Origin of the sequence: Paenibacillus selenitireducens (assembly GCF_002021565.1) — a bacterium.
Classification (GTDB): Bacteria; Bacillota; Bacilli; order Paenibacillales; family Paenibacillaceae; genus Paenibacillus_K; species Paenibacillus_K selenitireducens.
The window spans coordinates 62,141-84,745 of the sequence record NZ_MSZX01000015.1 but is presented as its reverse complement, the minus strand read 5'-3'; the positions used below and the strand labels follow the sequence as shown (position 1 = coordinate 84,745).

The following is a 22,605-nucleotide window of genomic DNA, read 5'->3' as shown; positions in this document are numbered from 1 at the left end:
TGATCACCAAGCGGGCTTTTCGGTACTTAGCGGCAGCGAGCGCAACTTCCACAACGCATGCAGCTACTGCAGCGGGAGCAGTTGAAGCAGTTGCTACAGCGAGAACAGCTGCCGCATGAACAAAAACCGCCGCCGCCACAAAAGCCGACGCAAAAAAAGCAAATGCCAACACATAAGCGAGAATCCCCCGGACCGTTCTGATTTTGCCCCGACGTATGAGTCATCCCCGTCGAATTGAACTGGCCGACATTCAAGTTTTGCAAATCTTTCTGAAATTCGTTCATTTTATACCCTCCGTATTATTCATTTCGCTTGCTCTGCATGGGACAATCGATATACGAGAATGTTTAGTTCTGGATCCGATCGGCATGCTGCCCATCCCCCTTCTCGACTAGATAGTTTATGAAATTGGATTCGCTAGTGTTCCTATGACAACCGTCTACCAAATAAAAAGAACCAAGTAGATGGCTTCTTCATGGCTCGAATTTCCGTTGATTCCGACTCAAACACAAAAACCAGGATCCTATTCCTTGACGGAATTTAGATCCCGGTTATAATCTGATTCGACCAAAACAGCTTCTTTATCCCGTTCGTCAGCGTTGTTCTAATGCACGTATTAAAACGGAAGCCGCTTCGGCTCGAGTCGCGCTTCCATCGGGGTTAAATCTCCCATCCGGATATCCGCCGATAATGTTCTTTTCTGATGCAGCGGTAATAGCGGCTCTAGCCCAATTCGAAATCTTATTGTCGTCTAAAATTTTTTTCCGCTTGCAGATGCTTTAAGACCGAGCGTTCTTACAATATGATGCTCGCCATTTCTTCGCGGGAGATGTATGTATCCGGTTTAAAGGGGGGGACCGAGAGAGCTCGAAAATTGTAACTATCTCAATAAAATAGTCCCATCTTAATTAGCTATTAAGAGGGACTATGGCTTATTAAACTTATTCGTTTTTATTTAAAGAGGTGATCCTATGGTTGGATTACCCTTTGATAAAACTCATATAATTGATTAATAGAAGAACTTGACAAGATATGACTGGCTCGTTCAATTTTCTCACGTTCCCAATCGAACCAACGCATTTCCTTTAACATTTCAATTTCTTCGTCTGTAAAGCGTTTCTTTATCTCTTTAGCTGGGTTGCCGCCAACTATCGTATAGGGTGGGACATCTTTTACAACAACCGATCCAGCCGCAACAATGGCACCTTCACCTATTTTCACACCGGGCATAATCATTGCATTCATGCCAATCCAGGCATCACTTTCGATGATTGTATCCCCTTTTGGTTCGTAAGAAGTTTGAATCTGTTCCACAAACGGATACACGGTAACCCATTCAGGATGATGGTTGTGATTTCCACCCATTAAAATAATTACACCACTTGCAATGCATACGTAATTTCCTATAATCAATTTATCTAAATGCCAACCAAGGTCTTCGATGGGGTTAAATAACTTTCTTGATTTTTCATCACCCCATAGGTATCTAACGCACCCATCTTCAAAATCATGATTATCGTAATAACCAGAGTAGTAGGAGTATTCCCCTACTTCAATCATGGGGTTGGTGACAATATCCTGTAGATACTTAATTTCAGACCAGTGGTTAAACCGATGTTGTTTCATTCTTTTCCCTCGCTTCTAAGTAGTATAAATCATTTTTTTACTTAGAAGCTTAATGCAGTAGCAACATTCTTAAACCGTTTCAAACGACGAACCATCGTCCTCATCCTTTTCCTTGTTGATGGGGAGATTGTAACAAACGAATCATTTGTTCGTCAACCTCACTGTCCTGCTTACATCTATTAACTCATACGGTTAAAAAATCGATTTTCAATCGATAATATTAAATCAAGCCCTGTAAGAGCAATACCTTTCTCTTACAGGGCCATGAGTTAATTGTTCTTGAACGGAGCCTGCAAATAAGCAATATCAGCAAGAAGTAGCTGCGCATATGCTGAATCGATGTGTTTACCTGTTTGGGCTCTTACTTCATTTTCCAGTGAATTCAACGCATTCTCTATGCTCTCGCCTTTATCTTGTACATTCTGAATATTCTTGACCTTAGAAAGTAAGCTTTGTGCGATTCCATCATTGGTAATCCAATTATTTTCTACTCCCAGATTTACTAATTCATCCAAATGATCCGTATCCATAACGACTTGAAGCGTAAAATCGTTTAATGACGAATTGCCTGCTATATCCTGGGCAGACACTTGAATGTTGTGATTTCCAACAGACAATGATAGCGGAGATAGAGTCGCAGGATTCGCAATCGTGGCATCATCCAGCTTCACGACAGAGTTCGAAACGCCGCTTAACGAATCGGTAATTGCAAATTGAAGCTGAATAGCGTCTGTTTGATAAACAGCCATGGAGACCGTCGACGTAATGACTGGGCCCGTCAAATCTATTTTCACTGTAGCTGATTTGAGGTCTTCCTGATTGCCCGCCTTGTCTGTACTGTAGTACTTGATCGTATGCACACCTTCGTTCGTTATCTCGATCGTATTGCCTTGAACAAAGGGACTGTCATCAACGCTATAATAAGTTGCTTGCAAGCCGCTTCCGCCTTCATCGGTTGCAGTCAAGTGCACGGTTTGTCCGGCTGATTGCCAACCGCTCTTTGCATCGTCGATCGTTACCGGTGAAGTCAGATTACGGTCCCAGAAGAACAAATCGGCAATTCCTCCGCCGAGCGTAATCTCAAGTGAATACTGGCTTCCGGAGAGTTGAGTTAAAGGTACGACTTCAACAAGACCGGTATCACGGCTGACTCGCTTCAGTTGCAAGCCCTGACTATCCTCTCCAAGATCGAAGGTGAAGTCGATTTTCTCGCTCGTCGCGCTTGATGATCCGGATGGTGTGGAAGCTGTCAATCCGTTCATGATCATAAAGTACTTCGCATCTGGGGAAGACAAGAGGCTCGCGTCTTGCGTTGTCAATCCACTTAGTGGTTCAAAATAACCCACAAGTACGTCCCCTCTCAAACCGTTATTCGTCGTCCCCAGGTTAGTTGCCTGAATGCTCTGGATATATGGATCGGCCGCCGTATTCCAAAGAGCTACGGTATCAGGCGCTGTATTGTTAACCGTAATCGAACCCGCTTTATGCTGGCCAGGAACAAAACGAACATCCGTACTCGTCAGACGAACCATATGCGGTCCCAAATTATTGCCCTGACGCGCCAATTCAGCGTATTGGTCATAAGTCGGCGTCAAGTTTCCGTTCTTGTCATTGAGAAGGAAGATATCTCCAGACTCCCCGATTTCCCAACGGAATAAATTGGTCCATTTGCCGCCCATCGTCCACGTTGCAGAAGACACGATATTGATTTCAGATTCAGATGGGGTGTATGTACCCGAACCTTCTTTAAAACCTTGTGTATAGAGACCGTATGCAATCGGAGATTGACCAGTACCGTCGTATCCTTCCAATGCCGGGATGCGTACTTTATTGAGACCATCATAGAGCGGCTTCAAGCTTCCGCCCACATACTGTCCGGGTTTTGAGAAATAATAGCTGTCGTAAGTCAATATATCCGGCTTGGCTGCTCTAACGTAGGAACGGTAATGGTCGGCTGTCCATTGTCCACCCCATTGGTTGTTATGCACCATTACACTTGGATACAGGGTATGGCTTAAATCATACCAGCCTTTTAACGTGGATACGACGTCTTTGCTGAATTTTTCTTCGTCCCCGAATTGCATACTGACCAGGTTAGATAAATTCGCCCTTTGCTGCTCATTGAGGAAATGATCATTCGATGTTGGACCTGAACTCAAATGTTGGGCAAAAGGAGCTTTCGCAAGAGACCACTGAGAATTCGGCAGCGCATTATGGAACGTTTGATTGTACATCGGTTCCTCATAGTATGTAGGAGCGGTAAAGTGAATACCCGTCCAATCGCTTGCAGATGGGAAATAACGTCCGGTTTGATCCGTGGCGATCCATGCCTGCTGCTGCAGTCCTTTATCAATCAAAACTCTACTTGCACGAGATAATCCTTTATTGGCATCGATGTTGTAAACCTCAAATTCATAAATGCTCGGTCCTGTCGTCCCTAATACGGAAGTGATATTTAATCTGACTTTGCTTCCGGTAACCGGCGAAAATACTGCACTTTCTCTGGTTGCTGCAGTTCCTCCAGTGTAGGCGTCAAGCCACTCTGCGCCGTTCCAGTATTGAATTTTATAACTGCCAATTCTTTGGCCGACCTGGAAGAATTCGACCTTGCTAAAAGTCGTATTCGTTCCCAAATCCACATCAAGCGTTGCCGTTTGTATGTTGTTTTGGGTAGCCCAGCGTGTGGAAGGATCTGCATCTACTGCATTCGATGCTGCGTACAATGGGTCAGGGTTTGTTCCTGAACCCTGTGTATTAAAAACTGAAAACTCCCAAATACTCGGTCCGCCCGGACCGTTAATCGCACTTGTGATAAAAAAGCGCACCTTGCTCCCTGTGACCGGTGTGAAAGTAGCTGTCTCATTAGCAGCTGCTGCTGTTGTTTTCGCATATGCATCTACCCACTCAGAACCGTTCCAATACTGGATTTTATAACTACCTACCCTTGTACCGAGCTGCGAAAATGTAATCTTATCAAAGGTTGTGTTAGCTCCAAAATCAACATCAAGCGTTGCAGTCGTGGTGTTATCCGGCGTGGCCCATCGTGTTCCGCTGTTGCCGTCCACTGCCATCGCCCCCGTATAAAGTTCGCTGAAATAATCACTCACTGTAACAGGCTTATATAAAGCCAAGTTTGTGTTATTTGAAATCTGAATGACATTGCTTGCAGTTGCCGGTTTTCCGTAGGCCATGTTACCAAGCATATCCCCATTCAACGCCTGCAACTCGGCTGCAGGAGATGTTGCAGATGCTTTTGCATCCGATATTAGATTAAAGCACAACACAGTGGAAGAAATAGCTGCTGCGAAAAGAATTTTACTCCATTTTTTCATTAATTCATCTCCTTTAGTCACTGGTTATTACCTCTTCCGTGCGCCTAACATTGGGATGATTGAAAACGATTACATTCCTGTTGGTAGCGAAATCACCATGTACAGCTGCCAGTGGCGGTTGACCTTCTTCCACAGGGCGTTCTTATTTTGTTCGGCTTTATCTATGCACTGCACGTCGGCCGGAACTTCAAACTTGGTATACGATTCGCTCCTTTCTTCCGTGATTCGTCTGTTGCTGTAATCGACGGCTATGCATATCGTCATTCTAGTCGTGGGCGCTCTCTTCCGGCAAGAAACAAGAATCGGCCGTCAAACCGTTTTCACTCACCGTCCAAACATGCGAAAGCCCCGGACAAATGCCGGGGCTGCTTGTTGCTATACTGCATCTCACCTTCATGAAAGAGCACTACAGTAAACCGATTTCGCAGAACGAACCAATTTCTACCATCTTTAATTATTAGGAAGTTGGCTCTTTTACGGATCTTAACGGAGACCATGATAAACCGCCATCTCCAGTAAAGTAAACATTACCAGGATATCCATCCGTAATCCAACCCTCTTTATCATTTGAAAATAGGAGTTCATTGCTTCTAAGGTTTTCTGGTAACCTAACTTGTTCTATCCACGTCTTTCCACCATCTCGCGAAAAATACAACTGTTTCGTGGGCATCATCGCAGTTCCCAAAATACCCCCACGCTTATTTGGAATAAATGAAATCGGTTCAGTATTTGGAGCTTCGCCTGTAAATGTCCAATTTCCCCCACGATTGTTCGTATGAAATATGAGCTGCTGATGTTCCGTGGTGGACAATTGTAATACGATGACACCATTATTTTGGTCTGGTCCATAGAATACCGGTGTACTTACAGAATAGAAACCCGATGCCTTATACGAGCTAGGAATCAATATAGATACCGTTTTCCAAGTTAAACCCCCATCCATCGTCTGATATAAATGATCCCCATCAGACAACCATCCCTGAAGATCTGTTAGCATCATAAAATTTATAGGATATCGTTCGGATAGACCTTTGACCTCTCCCTCTCGTTTCCATACCACTCCTCCATCTGCTGACGAAAATAATGACAATTTATTCTCATCAAACGATCTAAGTAATATATATCCTTGTTTATCGTTGCAAAAGTAAATATAAGAAGTACTATGTTGTTCCCATTTTTCTATGATGGGTAGCGTGGAACGAGACCAAACTTGCCCACCATTATTCGTATGCCACACCGTGGTCTCCTGTTCACGAGCTAAAATAAACGGCGGTTTCGATATCCATGCATTTTGTTGATCAACGAAATAATCTTGAAGTTTGATACCACTGTCTGGTTTTAAAAGATGAAGCTCTTTGGGTACGCTCTTTAACCAAGAATGACCGTTATCATTCGTCCTAAGCAGCTCATATCCTTCTGCCCAGCCCATTTGATTATCAAACATTTTAAGATTCATTACATAAGTAGGCTCTGCAGGCAGTGGAGCTAATTCACCCTTATGATAAGTAACTGGGGCAGTTTCAGCGAATGAAACTTTTAACTGGCTTGAGTTCAATGTAGAAAGATCTGTATCCAATAAAACATACCAGGTTTGATATCCGCCTTTGATTAAGCTATATAAACGGGTAGTCAAACCTTGCGTGTAAAGTAACTTGTTTTTATCATCATAGAACGATAATACGAGGTAAGGGGCAGCTATAGGGAGATCTTTATACTGTTTAATCTGAAAAGTAACGGATTCATTTTTCCCATGCTCAAACTTTATATTGTTTAGTCCAACAATCTCCGATGTATCCTTAATTTCATTGTCATGAATGTCTACACTGTCAATCGTTATTGTTCGATAAGTAGGCGGAAAAACAGACAAATTACCGTTAGGAAAATACGAAACCGTCGAATCTAACCTCTGCGCTATGTATGATAAGGGCACATAAGTTTTATCTTTGTACAGTATGGTATCGATGTCTTCGCTTGTAATCTTTCCGCTATGATTCATTTGAATATGTATCGGGTTTAAGTAAGTGCTGATTTTCATTAAAGAGGAATCCGCAAATGCTGTTACAGAAAGCATCAAAAGCATTCCGAAGATAGCGCCTACCAGATATTTTCTCATCATTGATCACTCCATTTTTCATTTTCGTGATTTAATTTATATTATCATGTTATTTCTATTTAAAGTAAATTAAGTTAATAATATCTAAGCGCGGGCACGGAAGGGATGTCATAGCATTTGATACACGTGGGGAGATCCTTAGAGCGAGTCGAGCCACACGGAAAAGAACATGTATCCTTAAAAACAAAAAAAGCCGCGATTTTCGCGGACTCTTAAGCGATATGTTATTGTCCCTCCTAGAGAAGCTGCATCATTTGCTTTCGGACGGAAGTGAATTTGTGTTCAGAGTAGTAGTCCCTTCGTTTTTCAGCATACGCTTCGCGAAGAACGTAAATAGCAGCAGGGAAAATCCGACCGACACAGCACTGACCGTGAACAATACCTGGTAGCTCGTATACTGGGAGACCCAGCCTAGCAGAATCGCGCCCAGCCCGATGCCAAGGTCGGTAGCAGTCAAGAAAGAAGCATTCGCTGCCCCTTTACGGTCCGGGCGGGCAAGACGAATCGTTGCCGCTTGAAGTGCCGGCTGTGCGGAACCGAACCCGATACCGTATAACACCGCTGAAATAAGGAACCCGAGCCATCCAGTCGAGAAGCTCAGCGTAATCAGCGCGATCATCGTAATCACAAGGGCTGGTACAATGACAACCCTCTCACCGTTCCGGTCCGAGAGTTTTCCCGCAATGGGACGGGTCAAGGCTAGAGCAGCGGCATAGACCAGAAAGAAAGTGCCGGAATTAACCTGAATGGAGTTCGCAAACAGCGGGACAAAGGTAGTAATGCCGCCATATGCGATCGTCAGAAAAAAGACCGATATGTTGACGGGCAAACCCGAACTTTCGAATAATTCGATTTTCCGTATGCCGGATTGGGGTTGAAAAGGCATTTTTACACTCAATGTCAATAGGAGCGCTGCAGCAGAGAAACCAACGGCGATTAGAAACAAGGCGTGGTACGAGAGGTTTTGTGTAACCCAGATCCCCAACACCGGACCGACCGCCATAGCGAGGGTCATGGCCGTGGTGAACCATCCCATACCTTCACCGCGGCGAGACGATGGAATCATATCCGTAACCGACGTGAAAATGGCCGTTGTAGAAACGGCCCAACTCATCCCGTGCAGTATTCTAAGCCCGATCAATACGATGATGCCGCCTACCCAGTCATACATATATAATGCTACGGTGAAGAAAAGCAGCCCCCAGACGATAAACGGTCGCCTGCCGAACCGATCAAGCAGACCGCCGACGATCGGCCGAAAGATAACGGCAGACAGCATAAACGCCCCCATAGCCAACCCAACCTGCATTTCATTTCCGCCCATTTGCTGGATAAACAGCGGCAGTGTCGGCATCAGCGAATAAAATCCGATAAATAGGAACAGCATCCCGACGCTCATGAAAATAAACGATTTCGTCCATAGTCGTTCCACGGTTTTACCCCTCTCATCTAAGCCTTAAAAAACTAATCCTTCTGTCTTGTTAGAGTTTTTTCTTTTTTAACCACCGCTTGTTCATATCTTGCGATTTTTGAATCCAGGCGTTCCAGCGTTTTCTTCATTTCCTCTATTCTCGCTGCAAGCTGCTGGCTCTGTTCGATTAATATTTCCTTTCTAGTTTCAAGGGTTTCGTCCCCCTGCTGGAATAGTTCAACATACTCGATCAATGCTTCAATCGGAAGGCCTGCACCTCGCATGCATTTGATAAATTCAACCCACCTGCAGTTTTCTTCCGTATAATCCCTGATCCCGCTTTTGTTTCGGTTTACACGAGGAATCAGCCCGATACGTTCATAATAGCGGAGCGTATTCTGAGAAATATTGAATTTTTCACTAACTTCAGCAATGAGCATAAGTCTTGCACCTCCTAGAATCAGCCTAACACTTAGAGTTAAGGCGAAGTCAAACGATATTTATTTTTCTCAATTTTTCAACAACGGGTACGCTACTCAAATAACATACTTGTCTCTATATTATGATATGGATCGTTTACATATGGATGTTAAAGTTCTGTCTATACTGACCGAGTAAATTCTGAAGATACTTCCTTCTCCCTGCGAAGTCTCGTTTTCCATAAGATAACTAACGAGAAAATCACAAACGCCAGGCACAGCCAATAAACATGACGAAACCCTGCAAAATCGGCAATCATACCTCCACTCAAATTTCCCACTAATCTTCCAAGGGTGGACCCGTTAGCATATAGGGTTGAGGACTGCCCAGGTGAATTAGGTAATAGATCGGCGAAATAGCTTAGTCCATTGCCCATGACAATAGCCACAAACATGGCTTGGAAAAGCTGGGCAGCGATCAGATGCCAGGAATGAGTCGCTACACTTAGGATGATGAAGTAGATTATGGCGATCATACAGCCGCTTATCATAAGACGATGGTTCGATATCCTTCTTCCTAGGGCTCCTAAAAATATCATCATGGGAATTTCCAAACTAGCTGAAAGCATGACCACCAATCCGACATCCGAATAGGTACCATGAAGCTCATTCACAATAAACAAGGGTGTTATGATCGCGTTCATGGCATTGACCGCAAACAAAAAGACAAAGGCAATAAGTGGCTGCCGGATCTGTTTGCTTTTGAATAGAGATATATTTGTACCTTTCCTCTTCCCTGTATAGTTTTGAATCGCTTTTCGTTTTTGAAGGAACAAGAAGACCAGAGATGCAATCGTAAGATAAATAACAGCTGACCCCAGGAAGAGTCCCTTATATCCAACTACTCCCAAAACTAAGGTCCCGGCTAGTGGTCCTAATATGAATCCGAGTGCTACTAGTGAACGTAACGTAGACAGCGCAAAAGTCTTGTCATTTGATTGGCTTGCATTTGCAGACTCTTGTGCGTAGGCGTAGATTTGCGGCATGGCAGCAGCTCCGAAACCATTAAAAAGAGTAACAACGATCATCAAAATAAAGATGTTATGAAACACTAAATAGGAAGCATAGCCCAAGGCCAATGAAAGCATTGCTGAAATAATTAGCCATTTTCGGTCCATCCCGTTATCCGAATGTTTAGCAATGAGCGTGTTCACTATTACGCCGCTTAATGAACTCACCGCAATGAAAACACCATAGGCTCCAGCGCTCATTCCAAGTTCTTTTGTATGATACAGGGATAAGTACGGCATGGTCATAGATATTCCGATACCGACCAGCAGCAGACAGATGACGAATAAACGATATCCTTTGATCTCAAACAGGTTTTTTATTCGTGTATACAACGTTCCATCCTCCTTACAGCGCACAGATTACGTTCCTCAAAAGCCTACCACTTAGAGTTAACGCGAAGTCAAATCTTTTTTATCCAGATTGCGATCTATTGGCCGGCATGCACATGTTGCAAATAAAAAAAAGCCGCGCCCAGCGCGGATTCCAAAAGTTTTTGGTAATAAGTTTAGTCTATTACAGCCGGGATAATATATTCCTTAATCAGTGTCCATCGATCACGAGGATTCATGATGAATTCGGATGCAATGGCTACGACGAGGTCTTTTTCTGGAATGCAACAAACGACATGACCGCCATCGCCTAGCGCTGAATATGCAAAAACCCCATCCTCCTCGCGCAACCACCATAGATAACCGTAATTATTGGGGTTCATCGCTGTTGTTTCATCCATCCATTTCCCCGAAATGATCTGATGATTATCCCAACTGCCACGGTTCAAATACAGAAGACCAAAACGTGCCATATCACGGGGATTTAGCGTAAGTCCCCATCCTCCTGTGGAGTTACGGTTTGGATCTTCGACCCATCCTTTCACATTTTTCCCGAATAAATCCTCGAACCCAAATGATTTCATTTCATAATCCGGGATTTCTTGCATGCCGATGGGTTTGAATAGCCTTTCGTTGGCAAACTCACGGGCACTTTTTCCTGTGCTGCGCGTGATGATGGCTGAAAGCAGGTGCGCCCCTGCGGTGGAATACTTAAAAGCTCCAATACTTCCTTTTTGGCCCAGCATATCTAACGTATACTTCACCCAGTCGGGTTGCATACATATTTTGTCAAGTGGTTCGTACCAGTCCTCAAATGGATAGGGAGCCGTCATCGTGAGAAGATGGCGGATGGTGATTTCTTGTTTCTGCCTATCAGCAGCATCGGGAACATATTCGGGGAAAAAATCCAGTACCTTCTGGTCTACATTTTTAATATATCCTGCATCTATGGCAATACCAATAAGGGCAGATATGATGCTTTTCGTTACAGATGCCACATGGTGCGTATCATCCGGGCCATAGCCATTATAATATCTTTCATAAGCAATAGCTCCATTTCTCACAACAACAACACCGTTTATATTGCTATACTCGGATGTTATGATAGGATCAAGCTCTGAAAGCTTTTCAGCGTCCATGCTCAAGGTTGCCGGGTCTACGGCTTGCCATTCTGTTGTTGGCCAGTAGTTTCTTTGCATGATAGTTACCTCCCTAAAAGACGTTTTTTTATTTGTTTAGCGAGCGATAAAGGAAAATGTCAGGTCTTGCTGCTATTTTTTCTTCACAGGAAAATACACCTCGGTAACCATATCCTCAGGAACGGTGGCTTGATTGGGGTCGGTTACATATACTTCATAGGGTGATTTCACCAATTCATAGCCTTCATGTTCTACCCATTCCCTCAGCTTGGCGTATACCGATGTCAATTCAGAATAGGAACCCTTTACAACAGACTTCGCACAAAGGCCTCCTGGCAAATCTCTCGTTCCCTTTACAGTCTCCTCTACCCAGATGGCAAACTCTGTATCATTGCCGGCAGGATTGTATTCAGGGCTGTGATAAATCGTCATTGGTGTACCAAGTAAGGTGAGTTTTTCAGTAGCAATCTTTTCATATAACCTACCAAAATACTTTCCATATCCAGCAGCATAGTCATCACTACGCATCATCTGACGCATATAAAGGATATTCATGGGCTGGGTTTCAACAAGTTGTACTTCGATATTGTCAAGGTATGACATCACTGAGATGCCCTTCTCTAAATTTAAAATATCCTTACTCATTTGTTTTAGGGTACGTTCATAAGCATTTAACTTTTCCTGTATTTCCCTTCTCTTTCGATTAAGTACAGAACAAAGCTTCTCTTCTGATTGATCCTCTTCCAATTCCAGAATGGCTTTGATTTCTTCCAGAGAAAAATGATAAGATTTCAGACGGTTGATCAAGAGCATTTTTTTTAGCTGCCTGATGGAATAATATCGATAACCGCTTTCAGGATTAATCTCATCTGGATGAATTAATCCAACTTCATCATAATATCGAAGCGTTTTTGTAGATACTTCACATATCTTTGAGAATTCTCCAATCGATAGCAAGAGTTCACCTCCCTTCTTCATATTTTTATACGGACTACATGCTTTTGATATTGATACTTTGTTCAAATCTACTATGCACCTTACCCTAAGGGCAAAGTCAAGTTGCAAAAATAATATTGCACATGAATATGCTCTGACATTTATCATCGAAAAAGCTCCCGTGCATTAATCACACAGGAGCTTTTGTTGAAGATTCGCCGGCTGACTCAATGAATATCATAAATATCGAGAAATGATCCGAACTAATTTCGCAGGCAGCTCATTCAGATTGGTAATATCCAAAAATCGCTCGCCACCATAGATCTGACTAATGACATCCTTGTCTTGACCGATGGCTGCTGCCAGGAATTTTATTCCTTTTCTTTCGTATTGGGCGATCGTCTGCTGCATGTCTTGAATGGCATAGCTTCCGGTATAGTCTTCCATTGCCTTGGGCTGCCCGTCACTTATGCTGATCAACAGCTTTGTTTGCTTAGGTGAAGCAGCTAACCGTTCTGCCATAATTCGGAGAGCCATTCCATCTCGATTATTACTTCTGGCACGAATCCCCATAAGCCTGAACCGATCACGGAAATCCGTTTTATCAAAATCGGCATAAGCAAAGATGGACATCTGTTCCAATCGGGAGACATCCGCAGTATCCCCGTAGATGAGAATAGGAATATTGCAAATTTGACAAAATTCATATACCGCGATGACCGCGCGTTTTGCCGCTTCCAATCTTCCGAAAGCTGCCATCGATGCGGATTCATCCACCCTTAACCCAACCACAAGACCATGGGATTCCGTCGGGGGACGTTTCTTGCCAAAATACCTGAAATCACGGTAGGCAACACTGTCTGCCTGAAATTTAGAACCATAGAAATGGTTCCTTGCAAATTCCGAAGCTACTTCATGCTCCAAGAGCGGTAGCGTTTTTCTAGCAATTTCCCGTACGACAGGGATAAGCTCCCTACTCAGATTGAAATATTCCTCCTGATTATTTGAATCGTATTCTGGACGGTGAACAATAAGCTTAACAGCCTGATGAATAGAATCGGACACAATTTCCCTGGAGACCCGATTCAGCTTTTTGCGAAAGTCCCTTTCCTTTTGCTTTTCCTCCTCCGACATGGGTTCAGGATTGGCCTGATGGTACTTCGGTGATCCGTTCTCCCCCGAATCTGTACTCTCCATATCCGCTGACTCATCCGAACTGATGGATGAACTTTCGTCGCTTTCAGCGGACTTTTTTAACCGAATTCCTTCTTCCTCTGCTTGGTTATCTTGGATCAAATCGATGTCCATGTGACTTTCCCATGATGTGATCTCCACGACGTCTAAATTTCGTTTTTTTTTAACTCAATCGGGAGTTCCTCTAAAATTCCCAACAAACCATGGCCTTCCAACGCATCTTCCAGCAGTTTGATTTCTTCCGAATCGGTTGTAATCTTATAGATAACTTTATGATAAAGGGATTCTCTTGCGGAAGCACCCCGTGCAACGGCATCCGCCCAATAGAAATAGGAACGCATGCCAGCCACACCTTTAATTGCATTTGCCCGCGCTGTTTTGTCCAAAATAATAATGATATTTGCCAGAACGTCCAGTACTTCATGATTCCCGTAGCCGGTTTTAGCCATTGCGCGCTCAATCATAATCTCCTTGGTCGGCAGGTCCATCTTTTCCGTGTGCTGAACCCTGTCACGCAGCGCCTCGTTAAGCGGCCTAGAACCTGCATAACTGCGATTTGCCGTGATAACGGCGATGAAGTCCGGATGCCTGTGAACGATTTCCGTTGGAAGATTAAGGCTGCCATCCAGCTCCAATGCAGAATTCAATGCCATCAATACCGCAGCATCTCGAATAACATTCGGTTCCTGAATTTCCAGCAGATAGCCTTTTTGAAAGGCTCTGACGATCTCGGAAGCGTAAAATCGATACTCTACGACTCCATCTTCGACGTTATCTGCGGCCAGCTTCAGTAACTGCCTCATCTTTGCGGAAGCCATTTCCTGCGTAATCCCCAGCGCTTCCATTAATATCTCAGTCGAGCTTAGAAAGTTATCACGCTCGTATAATGCTTTCAGGGCAACTTGGTCAACAGTTTCCAATTTTTTCATCCTGTCAGGTGAAATAACCGGTAAAATGGCTCCAATGATATCCGATTTATCCATATCGGCAAAACAGGTTACTTTGGTGTAGGGCAGCTTGAAGTTAGCTGACAATGCTTTAGCAAGTTGTGTCTTACCCGAGCCGGCATCTCCTTCTAATAGAATATTGGCAATTTTCAATTCGCTGCGATCCCAATTGCGCTTAATTTCTTTACAGATTCGCCGTTCTTCCTCGCTTTCTTTATGCGTTAATGGCTTTTTCCAGACGAGGTCTCTTTCATCATCTGTCAATTCTCTCGTAGGAGACAATACATATTGTTCTTGTTTATTCTGGTCTTTCATAACCTCTTACCTCCAAACCCTCATCTTTAATATCCCATATCCTTTAATATTCTTGATAATGTTCGCAGACGTTCGCCAATCATCTCACCGTCACCGCTTAATGCCTCGTTGAACAGCTTGATATCCTCATTAATTTCATCATTATCCGTACAAACGGCCACTGTCATAGCATTCCCTTGCAGTCCAATCCGGTCGATAACAGGATTCTGTGGATCATATAAATGCTCGTATCTATAAGCTTCACTAAAATGCGTCATAGCACTGCAAATGAGAATGGACAAATCTAGAATGCGATGGATCGGGATTTCTTCGGACTGTCCGGTCCATTTTTCCTCCGTGTATTTCCATAGGTTGGCGGAAATATGCGGCTTTCCTTCATCGTTCCATGGGGTCAATCCCAAAGATAAAGCTTTTGCATCTGTATTATTAGCGAAACGCCCATCCACTTTCCCATAGTTGTCCGAAATAATAACGGGTTTATGATTTTTAGAAACAGGTATTTTCATAGTTTTTCCTCTTTTCATTTATTGAATTCGAGCTAATAACTCAGCTACATGGTCTCCCTATTTTCACATAGGTTTCAACACACTATATGGATGATATCAAATAAACACAAACGATTAAACGTTTTATCTATTTATATAATAGATAAAATATCATTTGTTGTAAATAGATGTTTAAATTCATTCAAGTATTTTAGCGATCTTACTTTACATCCATTCCATAAGCTTGCATAATGATCTCAAGTAACGTATGCATATTTATAACCTATACTTACCTAAAGGAGAGAGTACTGTGCGCGATACCTGTGTTCCGACAGGCGTGGGACTAAAAGACACTGGCTTTGGATATACGTTGTCCTTAATAGGCGGTAAATATAAAATGATCATTATGTATTGGCTGTCTGAAAATAAGGTGATGCGGCACAATGAGTTGAGGCGAAGTATCGGTACCATTTCCTTTAAAACATTAAGCATCATGTTAAAAGAGCTGGAGGCAGATGGCCTTATCCTACGCAAGGAATTTCCCCAAATACCTCCTAAAGTTGAATATTCATTATCTGAACGAGGTCTTTCTCTCATTCCATTGTTAAATATGATGTGCGAGTGGGGAGAGAAAAACAGTTTACCAGCTCTGGAGGCTATACAGCAGTAAGCATAGCCATTTTGTGTAAAGCAAAAGAAGTATCTCCTAAACTAGGAAATACTTCTTTTTTTTTAGCTTTTATAAAGCGACCTATTACAGGTTGTCAACAAAATCCAAATAATCTTGTGCGCTTTTATCCAATTTGCTTGCAGATGGCTCATCATTTTCTGCACCATAATATGCAAAAAACGAACGATAATCTGCATTGCAATATTGGAAGGTCGTTTCAAAAGGAGATAATAAATGTTCCAGTGTATAGCGATATCTTCCCTCTTCACTATACTCTTCTTTTTTAATTCCGGCAGATACAGCCAAAGCAGCTTTGCGATTCTTTAATTTATCGCCTCCACGTGAACCATAAGCCCATCCATAAGCAAAAACATCGTCAAGCCATTTTTTCAGGAGAGGCGGACTATTAAACCAATAAACAGGAAACTGTAAAATAAGATTACGATGCGATTCGATGAATTGCTGTTCTTTCTCCGCATCAATGTTTCCGTCAGGGTAAACCTTATGCAATTCATGTACAGTATACTTTTCCGGATATTTCTTGAGTTCTTCTACCCATCGCTTATTTATGACGGATGTTTCTATACTTGGGTGCGTTACGATAACAAGTGTTTTCAAAGATTTGTCCTCCTTAAGTATCATTTGCCTCTTGAGTATAAAATGCGCACTGCAAAAATGTAAGTATGCACTTTTAGTACAGGTACTTACATAAAGGTTAGTGTCAAACAGCCCCACCATGCACATGGAACCATAAAGATAAGCAACGGTTGCATCAGGATGCCGTTAATGACTTGTGTAATACTTCACCTTTTTTTATGCGCGACATAGGCTGTAGGTAATGAACTATCAAGGAGGGTTATTATGAGATATCGTTGCCCCATTTGTGGTAATTGGCGCACGGATCGTACCATCATTGACGAATGGAGTACCGTCATCGCCCCACCTGCACCCGAGTTAAAGGCAGTCTGTATTGACCCTCGTACGAGTGCGCTCCTCATCTTAGATATGGAGAATTCAATATGCAATAATTATCGCTGTATTGCTTCGATTTCTAAGATTAACAACCTATTGACTAGAGCACGTGAACACGGCATGTTCGTTGTCTATAGCCTTACACTTATCGGAAATGTGTCAGATATTGCCTCGCAGCTAAGCCCCTTGCCATATGACCCTGTTGTAAAATCTAATGTAGATAAATTCTACCGCACCGATTTAGAAAAAGTTTTACAAGAACATTGTATACAAACCGTAATCATTACTGGTTATGCTGCAAATGGCGCAGTCCTCCACACAGCCACGAGCGCTGCATTCCGTGGATTTGATGTTGTTGTTCCTGTTGACGGTATGTCGGCTGTTAATCCATATGCAGAACAGTATACGGCATGGCATATGCTAAATAGTCCTGGTACACGTAACCGAGCAACCCTAACGAAGATGGATTTGATTGCTTTTTGCCCGTAAATATTCCCTCTGGAAATCATCTGCAATGTTAAAACGAAAATCCCCTCCAAGTAAACGGTGTAATGCGCTTTTTACACACTGTCTACTTAAAGGGGATAAGGGGATAATATCATCATGTTTAGGCAGCTTCTTCTATTCCCGAATCTGTCGCTTTCATATTCATTGACGTGTATAGAATAAAGCCTACAAGAATTGCAGCTAGGACAATTGAAGAACCCTTCGTACCTAATTGCATGCCGCCTTTTTCATGTGATTTTGTTAGAAGGTCTCCAAATGTTGCTCCAAAAGGACGTGTTAAGACAAAAGCGACCCAAAATAAGAATACACGGGAAACTTTGGTGAAATAATAAGCTAGCATAATGATACCTAATATACTTCCTATTAATATGGCTCCTCCTACATACCCAAGGTTAGAGCCAGTACCATCCGACAAGAAATCACCTAAAGCTGTACCCAAAGTATTAGAGAATAGGATGGCTATCCAATAAATAACTTCAACTTTCCGCGTCCGTATATCATTGACATTCAACGACTCACCGCTAAAATACCAGTATGCCAAAATTGCCAATAAAATGGTAACTAATATTAGGGACCCTGTGGTATAACCCAATGCTAGAGTCCGATCCATATAATCTGACATTGTTGTCCCAGCGACGCTTGTTGCCAGAATAACCCCCCAATAAATTATAGGGATATGCCTTTTTATGCTAAGTTGAGCTGTAAGCATCACTACAAAGAATCCAAAGAATATCAAGGTGCTAACGCCATAACCCACATTCAATGTCTGTGCCAGCAAGTCACCACCTGTTTCTCCAAGTGTAGTTGCAGCGATCTTCATGATCCAGAATATAATTGTAACCTGAGCAATTTTATTCAGTTTCGCTTCCTCTTTCATTGTTCTTCTCTCCTTTTTCTATTTTTCTATTACCTTAAATTTCTCAACTTAAATTCCTTATTAATCATTCTCCTTAATTCAAAATTGTACTTGCACTCTATTAAAATAAAATGAGAAATAAATGATCGCGATCGCTATGTGATTTCTTATCCGATCATTGAGTTCATGGTTCAGTCATAACCGGAATCGTCATATGTCCGCAGGAAGCACCTGTTTTTTCGTTAGTATTGCCTTATCGAGCTGGGATTATCACCATGTCTATGGTCTCTGAGGCCGTATATAACCATCCGAATTTTTACTGGGCTTATGCCTACGTCGGTAAATCCATTCCCTTCTATGGCCGCAAAAAAAACTGTCCCATAAGATCAGCAATGACCTCTGAGACAGCCTCTTAGACAAGACCGTATTTATTTTTTTAATGAAATTTCAAATTTGGAACCAGCGTCTCCTGCAAATACGATGCTACCGTTCTCCGGTAATACGACCTGATTCTTACCGCTGACTACGGTGTGGTTCATACAAATACCTGCTTGATCATATACAGCAAAGGCGCCATTTGAAGGCATCTTAACCGTCATGACCTTTCCTTTGGCAGCCGCAGGCACGGAATACCACTTGGCATAGCCGTCCGCTTGGATCGTTGTTGAAGATTGTGTACCCGAATGGAGCGGTTTTACAATTTCCTCACTCACGTACAAATTACCTACTGCTGTAAAATACTCGATTCCGTTCTTTGTAAAGAAATTGATTTCCATCGTGTCACGACCAGCCATGCCAGGGATTTGCAGTTGGTTTACTGCTTTGTCTGCTGCAATAATCTTATTATTCGAGACATACCCAGTAACCTCGCTCAAGGCATGAAAAGGAATGATTGGTGAAGCATTGAGATAGACCGTTGATGTATATTTCTCATTCACTAAGTAATATTTTTTACCTTCGCGCTTTTCCCATGCGGCGGCAATATCCTGGGATAATTCACTCAGTTCAAGCTTCTCTGCATTATATTCTGAGAAAGCCAACTGTCCGAGTCCTGGCACCGATATATAGGATCGGGACCACAAGTAGGCGTTCCCATTCTTCTCCACAACGAATTTCAACTTTTCTGTGCCTTCATCGTTTACAAAAGAACCATCAGCCGTATATGTGTATTGTTCAGCCGGGCTATTTGGAGCTGTAAGTGTGGATATAGACATTTGTCTAGCATTATTCATTTCAACTTTCATTACCGAATTATTTCCACCATAAATACCAGCATACTGGGATATTTCCTTCGGCATATCTGCCTTTACAGGCACACCAAACGATTTTTCCGGTTTCCGTTCTTTAATGATATCCTTTTCCTCAAGAGCGCTGAGCAACAGTTCACTCGCAATGAATTGATCTGTTGCGCTTGAACCGCCTGAAGAGGTAACGGCTGCAGCCATGTTGTATTCCGGGAGCACGACTAATGATGAATGATACGATATGGTGTCTCCACCTTTCGTAACTGCCTTGATGCCGTATTCGTTGAATGGGAACAAGTTCACACTATCCCACCCTAATCCGTAAGAGATAGACGTATCGCTATCCGCTGACCACATGCCTCTTTTATATTCTTCTTGTGCCATCGCTTCTACCGACTTACTAGAAAGAATGCCATCGACTTGTCCTGTGAAGATTTGCGAGAGTTTGGCGAGATCTTCCGCCGTGGAGTAAATACCTCCCGTGGCAATGATGTTATAGTTTTCTTTTGGAAGTTGTCCATCATACAGAGGCGAATAGATCCCGGCCATTTTCGCTGGTTCCACCAGATCCTGCGGTGTTTTGGTATGGGTCATGTCCAGCGGCTCAGTAATATATTTGTGTATAAATGCAGTGAAGCCCATGCCGCTCACTCGCTCGACCAGTATCTCAGCTAACGTAAAACCATCATTACAATATACGGAGTATGCTCCTGGATCTGCCTTTAAGCTTTGCGTCGCCAATTGCTCTAACAACGTATCATGTGCATAAGTATCATGATCCCCATACAACGTTGCATTACTGCCCGAGGTACCGAGAAGACCTGAGGAATGATTTAGCAACATACGTGGTGTAATCTGTTTGTAACGGTCGTCTTTCATTTTAAAATCGGGTATATAATCTACAACGGGCTTATCCAAATTGACCTTGCCTTCATCAACAAGCTTCATCACGGACGCTGCGAGAAACATTTTGCTCGTCGAACCTATGCCATAGATCGTGTTTGAAGTCAGGGGGACGTTGTCCTTAAGATCGTTTTTGCCAGACTGTCCGGAGATCACGATCTCACCCTCATCAATAAGTGCATATTGCAGACTTGTCGTGCCGTACGTTTCGGTGAGTAACTTGGCTTTCTCAGCAGCGATTTTTTTCGTCGCATCAAAAGTAAGATCACTACTGCTGCTAACTGTTGCGGCCATTGCAGACATTGGAGCAAGCATCGTTAGCACAAGGGTTAAAGCGACGACTGAAGTCCGTTTTCTACCTGTTCTCGTGCCCATCCTCATTTTCATTACTTCTCTTGGTTTCACTCACATCTTCTCCTATCCTCTTCTGTTATCGGGCTACCTTATCGGGCCGCTAAGGAAAGCTTAAACGACGAAGATGTACTCCCAATGACGACAATATGAACGGAGTATGAACAGGCAAAAAAATGCTACAGCGTCAAATGCAAAGAAGCTTGCACATGATGCCGTAGCATGGAGAATACGGATACAGTGTTTAGACAATCCGAATGGTCAGTTGAAGGCATCGTTACTTCCAACGACGAATTCACATTATGCAGTCGGACATGATCGGTTAGAGGTCTTCCGGATCTATAAATTTCACCTCTGGATACATGTCGTTCGGTCCCTGAATCAGATTTCCACCCGTTCCTTTCAGTTGCTTATTGAAGAAATCGAGTACATATTGATTTACGATGCTTGATCCTCTTTTACCATTTATATCTCCTGTTATCCCCGTCAGTTTAATCAACTCAGAATAGAATTGAAGGTCCGTGAAATTGAAGTGTTGGGTTCCTTCTACATAAATCGCACTCCCCCCCTGATTGATAACATTTTTAATAATGTGCAGCTCATCTGAAAGTTGTTTATTTATTTCGTTATCCGAATTTTTATCATTTTTAAAATCTACTAACCAGTCTTTAAAACTTCCCGATCTTATGAACATAAACGGCTTGTTTATAACATCTCTATTTTCCACTTCATATAGTGACCCGTCCATATTGATCTCGGCTTTGATTCTATGATCTAAATAAGTTGTATTAAACGCCGTTGCACCCCCAAAAGAATGCCCCATCACGCCTATGTTATTTAAATCTATTTTCCCTTTAAATTGACTTTCGATTGCACCTGAATTTAGCTTTTCAATTTGATTGATTACAAACTCTACGTCTTGTGTCCATATATTACCAATTTTTCTACGATCATCTATTGTTGTCATCTTTGTTTTATAGTCCGTTACACGGCCATCCGGAAAAATGGTAGCAAAGGTGCTATACGTATGATCGATTGTGACCACGATAAACCCATGACTGGCCAGATTCTCAGCTTGTGATGCATGTAGAACTCTGCTGGTTCCCATGCCATGTGATAGCAGTACCAAGGGATAAGGACTTGTAGAAGGTAATATTTCTACATTTTCATAAGAGTTGGTTCTACTATACTTCCAGTAATCGAACACAAAATCGGGAAGGTTTAAAGAATTAGAGTATGTCTGAATGTATTTTTTGAACATTTCTTTATCTTTTGGAAAAAGCGCTTCACTCTTGTTGTTATTGCTATTTTCAGTAGGATACCAAATTTGAACCATTAGCTCCCTCTTATCGCTTTGATCGTCAGTTAAAACTTCATCTCTGTTCTGATCCGTAAAATGAAATGTTTGAGTACCCACTTTCTCTGGACCATCAGGCTTAGGCAAATGAAAGACAGGCAAGTATACAGACAAGCTGGTAGATACAACAAGTAGAATGACGATGATGGAAGATAAACTATATTTTAACAGCTTCCCTAATTTTATATTTACCATCTTTCTTGAATGTCTGAATAAAACGATGAGTAGGAGTAGAGCCATCAAGATATATACCAAAAGCAACTGCCATCTGTATCCCTCAACCAACAATTGAACTACGAATATAACGCTACTTCCTATACACAAACCCAATCCTGTTTTCTTTACGCTTCTTTTAATAAACAATAAATCGAGTAGTAAAGCCAAACAGGATAGAACTAAAAGTATTTCAAATAATCTCATTCGTATCC

Annotated in this window: 19 protein-coding genes; 2 read left to right on the top strand and 17 right to left on the bottom strand. The window is 42.5% G+C overall.

Translation table 11 applies throughout. The annotated features are described in order from the left end of the window. Nucleotides 1-593: 593 nt before the first annotated feature. From BVG16_RS34120 to BVG16_RS27860, 13 genes are all read right to left on the bottom strand, one after another. Nucleotides 594-740 carry an S-layer homology domain-containing protein gene (locus BVG16_RS34120; RefSeq protein ID WP_408635388.1) on the bottom strand — a complete coding sequence of 49 codons (147 nt, stop codon included), beginning with the start codon at nucleotides 738-740 and terminating at the stop codon, nucleotides 594-596. Between the two features lie 229 nt (nucleotides 741-969). Further along, a complete protein-coding gene (locus BVG16_RS27910) occupies nucleotides 970-1,626 on the bottom strand; it encodes a CatB-related O-acetyltransferase (RefSeq protein ID WP_078502479.1) in 657 nt (218 codons plus the stop codon). A 269-nt stretch (nucleotides 1,627-1,895) separates the two neighbouring features. Continuing rightward, nucleotides 1,896-4,958: a discoidin domain-containing protein gene (locus BVG16_RS27905; protein ID WP_078502478.1), complete on the bottom strand. Its 3,063-nt coding sequence runs from the start codon at nucleotides 4,956-4,958 to the stop codon at nucleotides 1,896-1,898. A 69-nt stretch (nucleotides 4,959-5,027) separates the two neighbouring features. Continuing rightward, on the bottom strand, nucleotides 5,028-5,222 hold the full coding sequence (locus BVG16_RS33550) for a hypothetical protein (RefSeq protein ID WP_078502477.1): 195 nt from the start codon (nucleotides 5,220-5,222) through the stop codon (nucleotides 5,028-5,030). Nucleotides 5,223-5,415: 193 nt separating this feature from the next. Continuing rightward, complete coding sequence (locus BVG16_RS27895) at nucleotides 5,416-7,074, bottom strand: WD40/YVTN/BNR-like repeat-containing protein (protein WP_144027519.1); 1,659 nt, start codon at nucleotides 7,072-7,074, stop codon at nucleotides 5,416-5,418. A 247-nt stretch (nucleotides 7,075-7,321) separates the two neighbouring features. After that, nucleotides 7,322-8,503 (bottom strand): MFS transporter, encoded by a 1,182-nt coding sequence (locus BVG16_RS27890; RefSeq protein ID WP_078502475.1) that lies wholly within the window; start codon nucleotides 8,501-8,503, stop codon nucleotides 7,322-7,324. Between the two features lie 32 nt (nucleotides 8,504-8,535). Continuing rightward, the gene (locus BVG16_RS27885) at nucleotides 8,536-8,922 is read right to left on the bottom strand and encodes a MerR family transcriptional regulator (RefSeq protein ID WP_078502474.1); all 387 of its coding nucleotides are present in this window, start codon (nucleotides 8,920-8,922) and stop codon (nucleotides 8,536-8,538) included. Between the two features lie 161 nt (nucleotides 8,923-9,083). Next, the gene (locus BVG16_RS27880; RefSeq protein ID WP_078502473.1) at nucleotides 9,084-10,304 is read right to left on the bottom strand and encodes a sugar efflux transporter; all 1,221 of its coding nucleotides are present in this window, start codon (nucleotides 10,302-10,304) and stop codon (nucleotides 9,084-9,086) included. 173 nt (nucleotides 10,305-10,477) lie between these two features. After that, nucleotides 10,478-11,500 (bottom strand): serine hydrolase domain-containing protein, encoded by a 1,023-nt coding sequence (locus BVG16_RS27875; RefSeq protein ID WP_078502472.1) that lies wholly within the window; start codon nucleotides 11,498-11,500, stop codon nucleotides 10,478-10,480. Nucleotides 11,501-11,572: 72 nt separating this feature from the next. After that, nucleotides 11,573-12,397 carry a MerR family transcriptional regulator gene (locus tag BVG16_RS27870; protein ID WP_078502471.1) on the bottom strand — a complete coding sequence of 275 codons (825 nt, stop codon included), beginning with the start codon at nucleotides 12,395-12,397 and terminating at the stop codon, nucleotides 11,573-11,575. A gap of 216 nt (nucleotides 12,398-12,613) precedes the next feature. Continuing rightward, on the bottom strand, nucleotides 12,614-13,684 hold the full coding sequence (locus BVG16_RS32585; protein WP_144027518.1) for a vWA domain-containing protein: 1,071 nt from the start codon (nucleotides 13,682-13,684) through the stop codon (nucleotides 12,614-12,616). A gap of 32 nt (nucleotides 13,685-13,716) precedes the next feature. Then, the gene (locus tag BVG16_RS32580) at nucleotides 13,717-14,832 is read right to left on the bottom strand and encodes an AAA family ATPase (protein WP_144027517.1); all 1,116 of its coding nucleotides are present in this window, start codon (nucleotides 14,830-14,832) and stop codon (nucleotides 13,717-13,719) included. Nucleotides 14,833-14,858: 26 nt separating this feature from the next. Further along, nucleotides 14,859-15,338, bottom strand: a complete 480-nt coding sequence (locus BVG16_RS27860; protein WP_078502470.1) for a DUF6530 family protein — start codon at nucleotides 15,336-15,338, stop codon at nucleotides 14,859-14,861. Between the two features lie 289 nt (nucleotides 15,339-15,627). Here BVG16_RS27860 and BVG16_RS27855 point away from each other — a divergent pair, with 289 nt between their 5' ends. Next, nucleotides 15,628-15,987: a winged helix-turn-helix transcriptional regulator gene (locus BVG16_RS27855; protein WP_078502469.1), complete on the top strand. Its 360-nt coding sequence runs from the start codon at nucleotides 15,628-15,630 to the stop codon at nucleotides 15,985-15,987. Nucleotides 15,988-16,071: 84 nt separating this feature from the next. On the opposite strand, the gene BVG16_RS27850 is transcribed toward BVG16_RS27855, so the two are convergent. Continuing rightward, nucleotides 16,072-16,605, bottom strand: a complete 534-nt coding sequence (locus BVG16_RS27850; RefSeq protein WP_078502468.1) for an NAD(P)H-dependent oxidoreductase — start codon at nucleotides 16,603-16,605, stop codon at nucleotides 16,072-16,074. A gap of 243 nt (nucleotides 16,606-16,848) precedes the next feature. Between BVG16_RS27850 and BVG16_RS27845 the strand changes: the two genes are divergently transcribed. Further along, on the top strand, nucleotides 16,849-17,448 hold the full coding sequence (locus BVG16_RS27845; RefSeq protein WP_078502467.1) for a cysteine hydrolase: 600 nt from the start codon (nucleotides 16,849-16,851) through the stop codon (nucleotides 17,446-17,448). Nucleotides 17,449-17,566: 118 nt separating this feature from the next. Here BVG16_RS27845 and BVG16_RS27840 read toward each other — a convergent pair whose 3' ends face one another. The 3 genes from BVG16_RS27840 to BVG16_RS27830 all read right to left on the bottom strand — a co-directional run bounded on the left by BVG16_RS27840 (nucleotide 17,567) and on the right by BVG16_RS27830 (nucleotide 22,597). Beyond that, a complete protein-coding gene (locus BVG16_RS27840) occupies nucleotides 17,567-18,343 on the bottom strand; it encodes a COG4705 family protein (protein WP_233147197.1) in 777 nt (258 codons plus the stop codon). A gap of 407 nt (nucleotides 18,344-18,750) precedes the next feature. Further along, nucleotides 18,751-20,844: a serine hydrolase domain-containing protein gene (locus BVG16_RS27835; RefSeq protein ID WP_078502507.1), complete on the bottom strand. Its 2,094-nt coding sequence runs from the start codon at nucleotides 20,842-20,844 to the stop codon at nucleotides 18,751-18,753. 298 nt (nucleotides 20,845-21,142) lie between these two features. Continuing rightward, nucleotides 21,143-22,597 carry an alpha/beta hydrolase family protein gene (locus BVG16_RS27830; RefSeq protein WP_078502466.1) on the bottom strand — a complete coding sequence of 485 codons (1,455 nt, stop codon included), beginning with the start codon at nucleotides 22,595-22,597 and terminating at the stop codon, nucleotides 21,143-21,145. Nucleotides 22,598-22,605: the final 8 nt, after the last annotated feature.

Coding starts and splice junctions, on each gene's coding strand:
- BVG16_RS27835 (WP_078502507.1), bottom strand. CDS start 20,844: ATGGGCACGAGAACAGGTAGAAAACGGACTTCAGTCGTCGCTTTAACC.
- BVG16_RS27830 (WP_078502466.1), bottom strand. CDS start 22,597: ATGAGATTATTTGAAATACTTTTAGTTCTATCCTGTTTGGCTTTACTA.
- BVG16_RS27895 (WP_144027519.1), bottom strand. CDS start 7,074: ATGATGAGAAAATATCTGGTAGGCGCTATCTTCGGAATGCTTTTGATG.
- BVG16_RS27840 (WP_233147197.1), bottom strand. CDS start 18,343: ATGAAAGAGGAAGCGAAACTGAATAAAATTGCTCAGGTTACAATTATA.
- BVG16_RS27885 (WP_078502474.1), bottom strand. CDS start 8,922: ATGCTCATTGCTGAAGTTAGTGAAAAATTCAATATTTCTCAGAATACG.
- BVG16_RS33550 (WP_078502477.1), bottom strand. CDS start 5,222: ATGACGATATGCATAGCCGTCGATTACAGCAACAGACGAATCACGGAA.
- BVG16_RS32585 (WP_144027518.1), bottom strand. CDS start 13,684: ATGGACATCGATTTGATCCAAGATAACCAAGCAGAGGAAGAAGGAATT.
- BVG16_RS27875 (WP_078502472.1), bottom strand. CDS start 11,500: ATGCAAAGAAACTACTGGCCAACAACAGAATGGCAAGCCGTAGACCCG.
- BVG16_RS27845 (WP_078502467.1), top strand. CDS start 16,849: ATGAGATATCGTTGCCCCATTTGTGGTAATTGGCGCACGGATCGTACC.
- BVG16_RS27860 (WP_078502470.1), bottom strand. CDS start 15,338: ATGAAAATACCTGTTTCTAAAAATCATAAACCCGTTATTATTTCGGAC.
- BVG16_RS27910 (WP_078502479.1), bottom strand. CDS start 1,626: ATGAAACAACATCGGTTTAACCACTGGTCTGAAATTAAGTATCTACAG.
- BVG16_RS27905 (WP_078502478.1), bottom strand. CDS start 4,958: ATGAAAAAATGGAGTAAAATTCTTTTCGCAGCAGCTATTTCTTCCACT.
- BVG16_RS32580 (WP_144027517.1), bottom strand. CDS start 14,832: ATGAAAGACCAGAATAAACAAGAACAATATGTATTGTCTCCTACGAGA.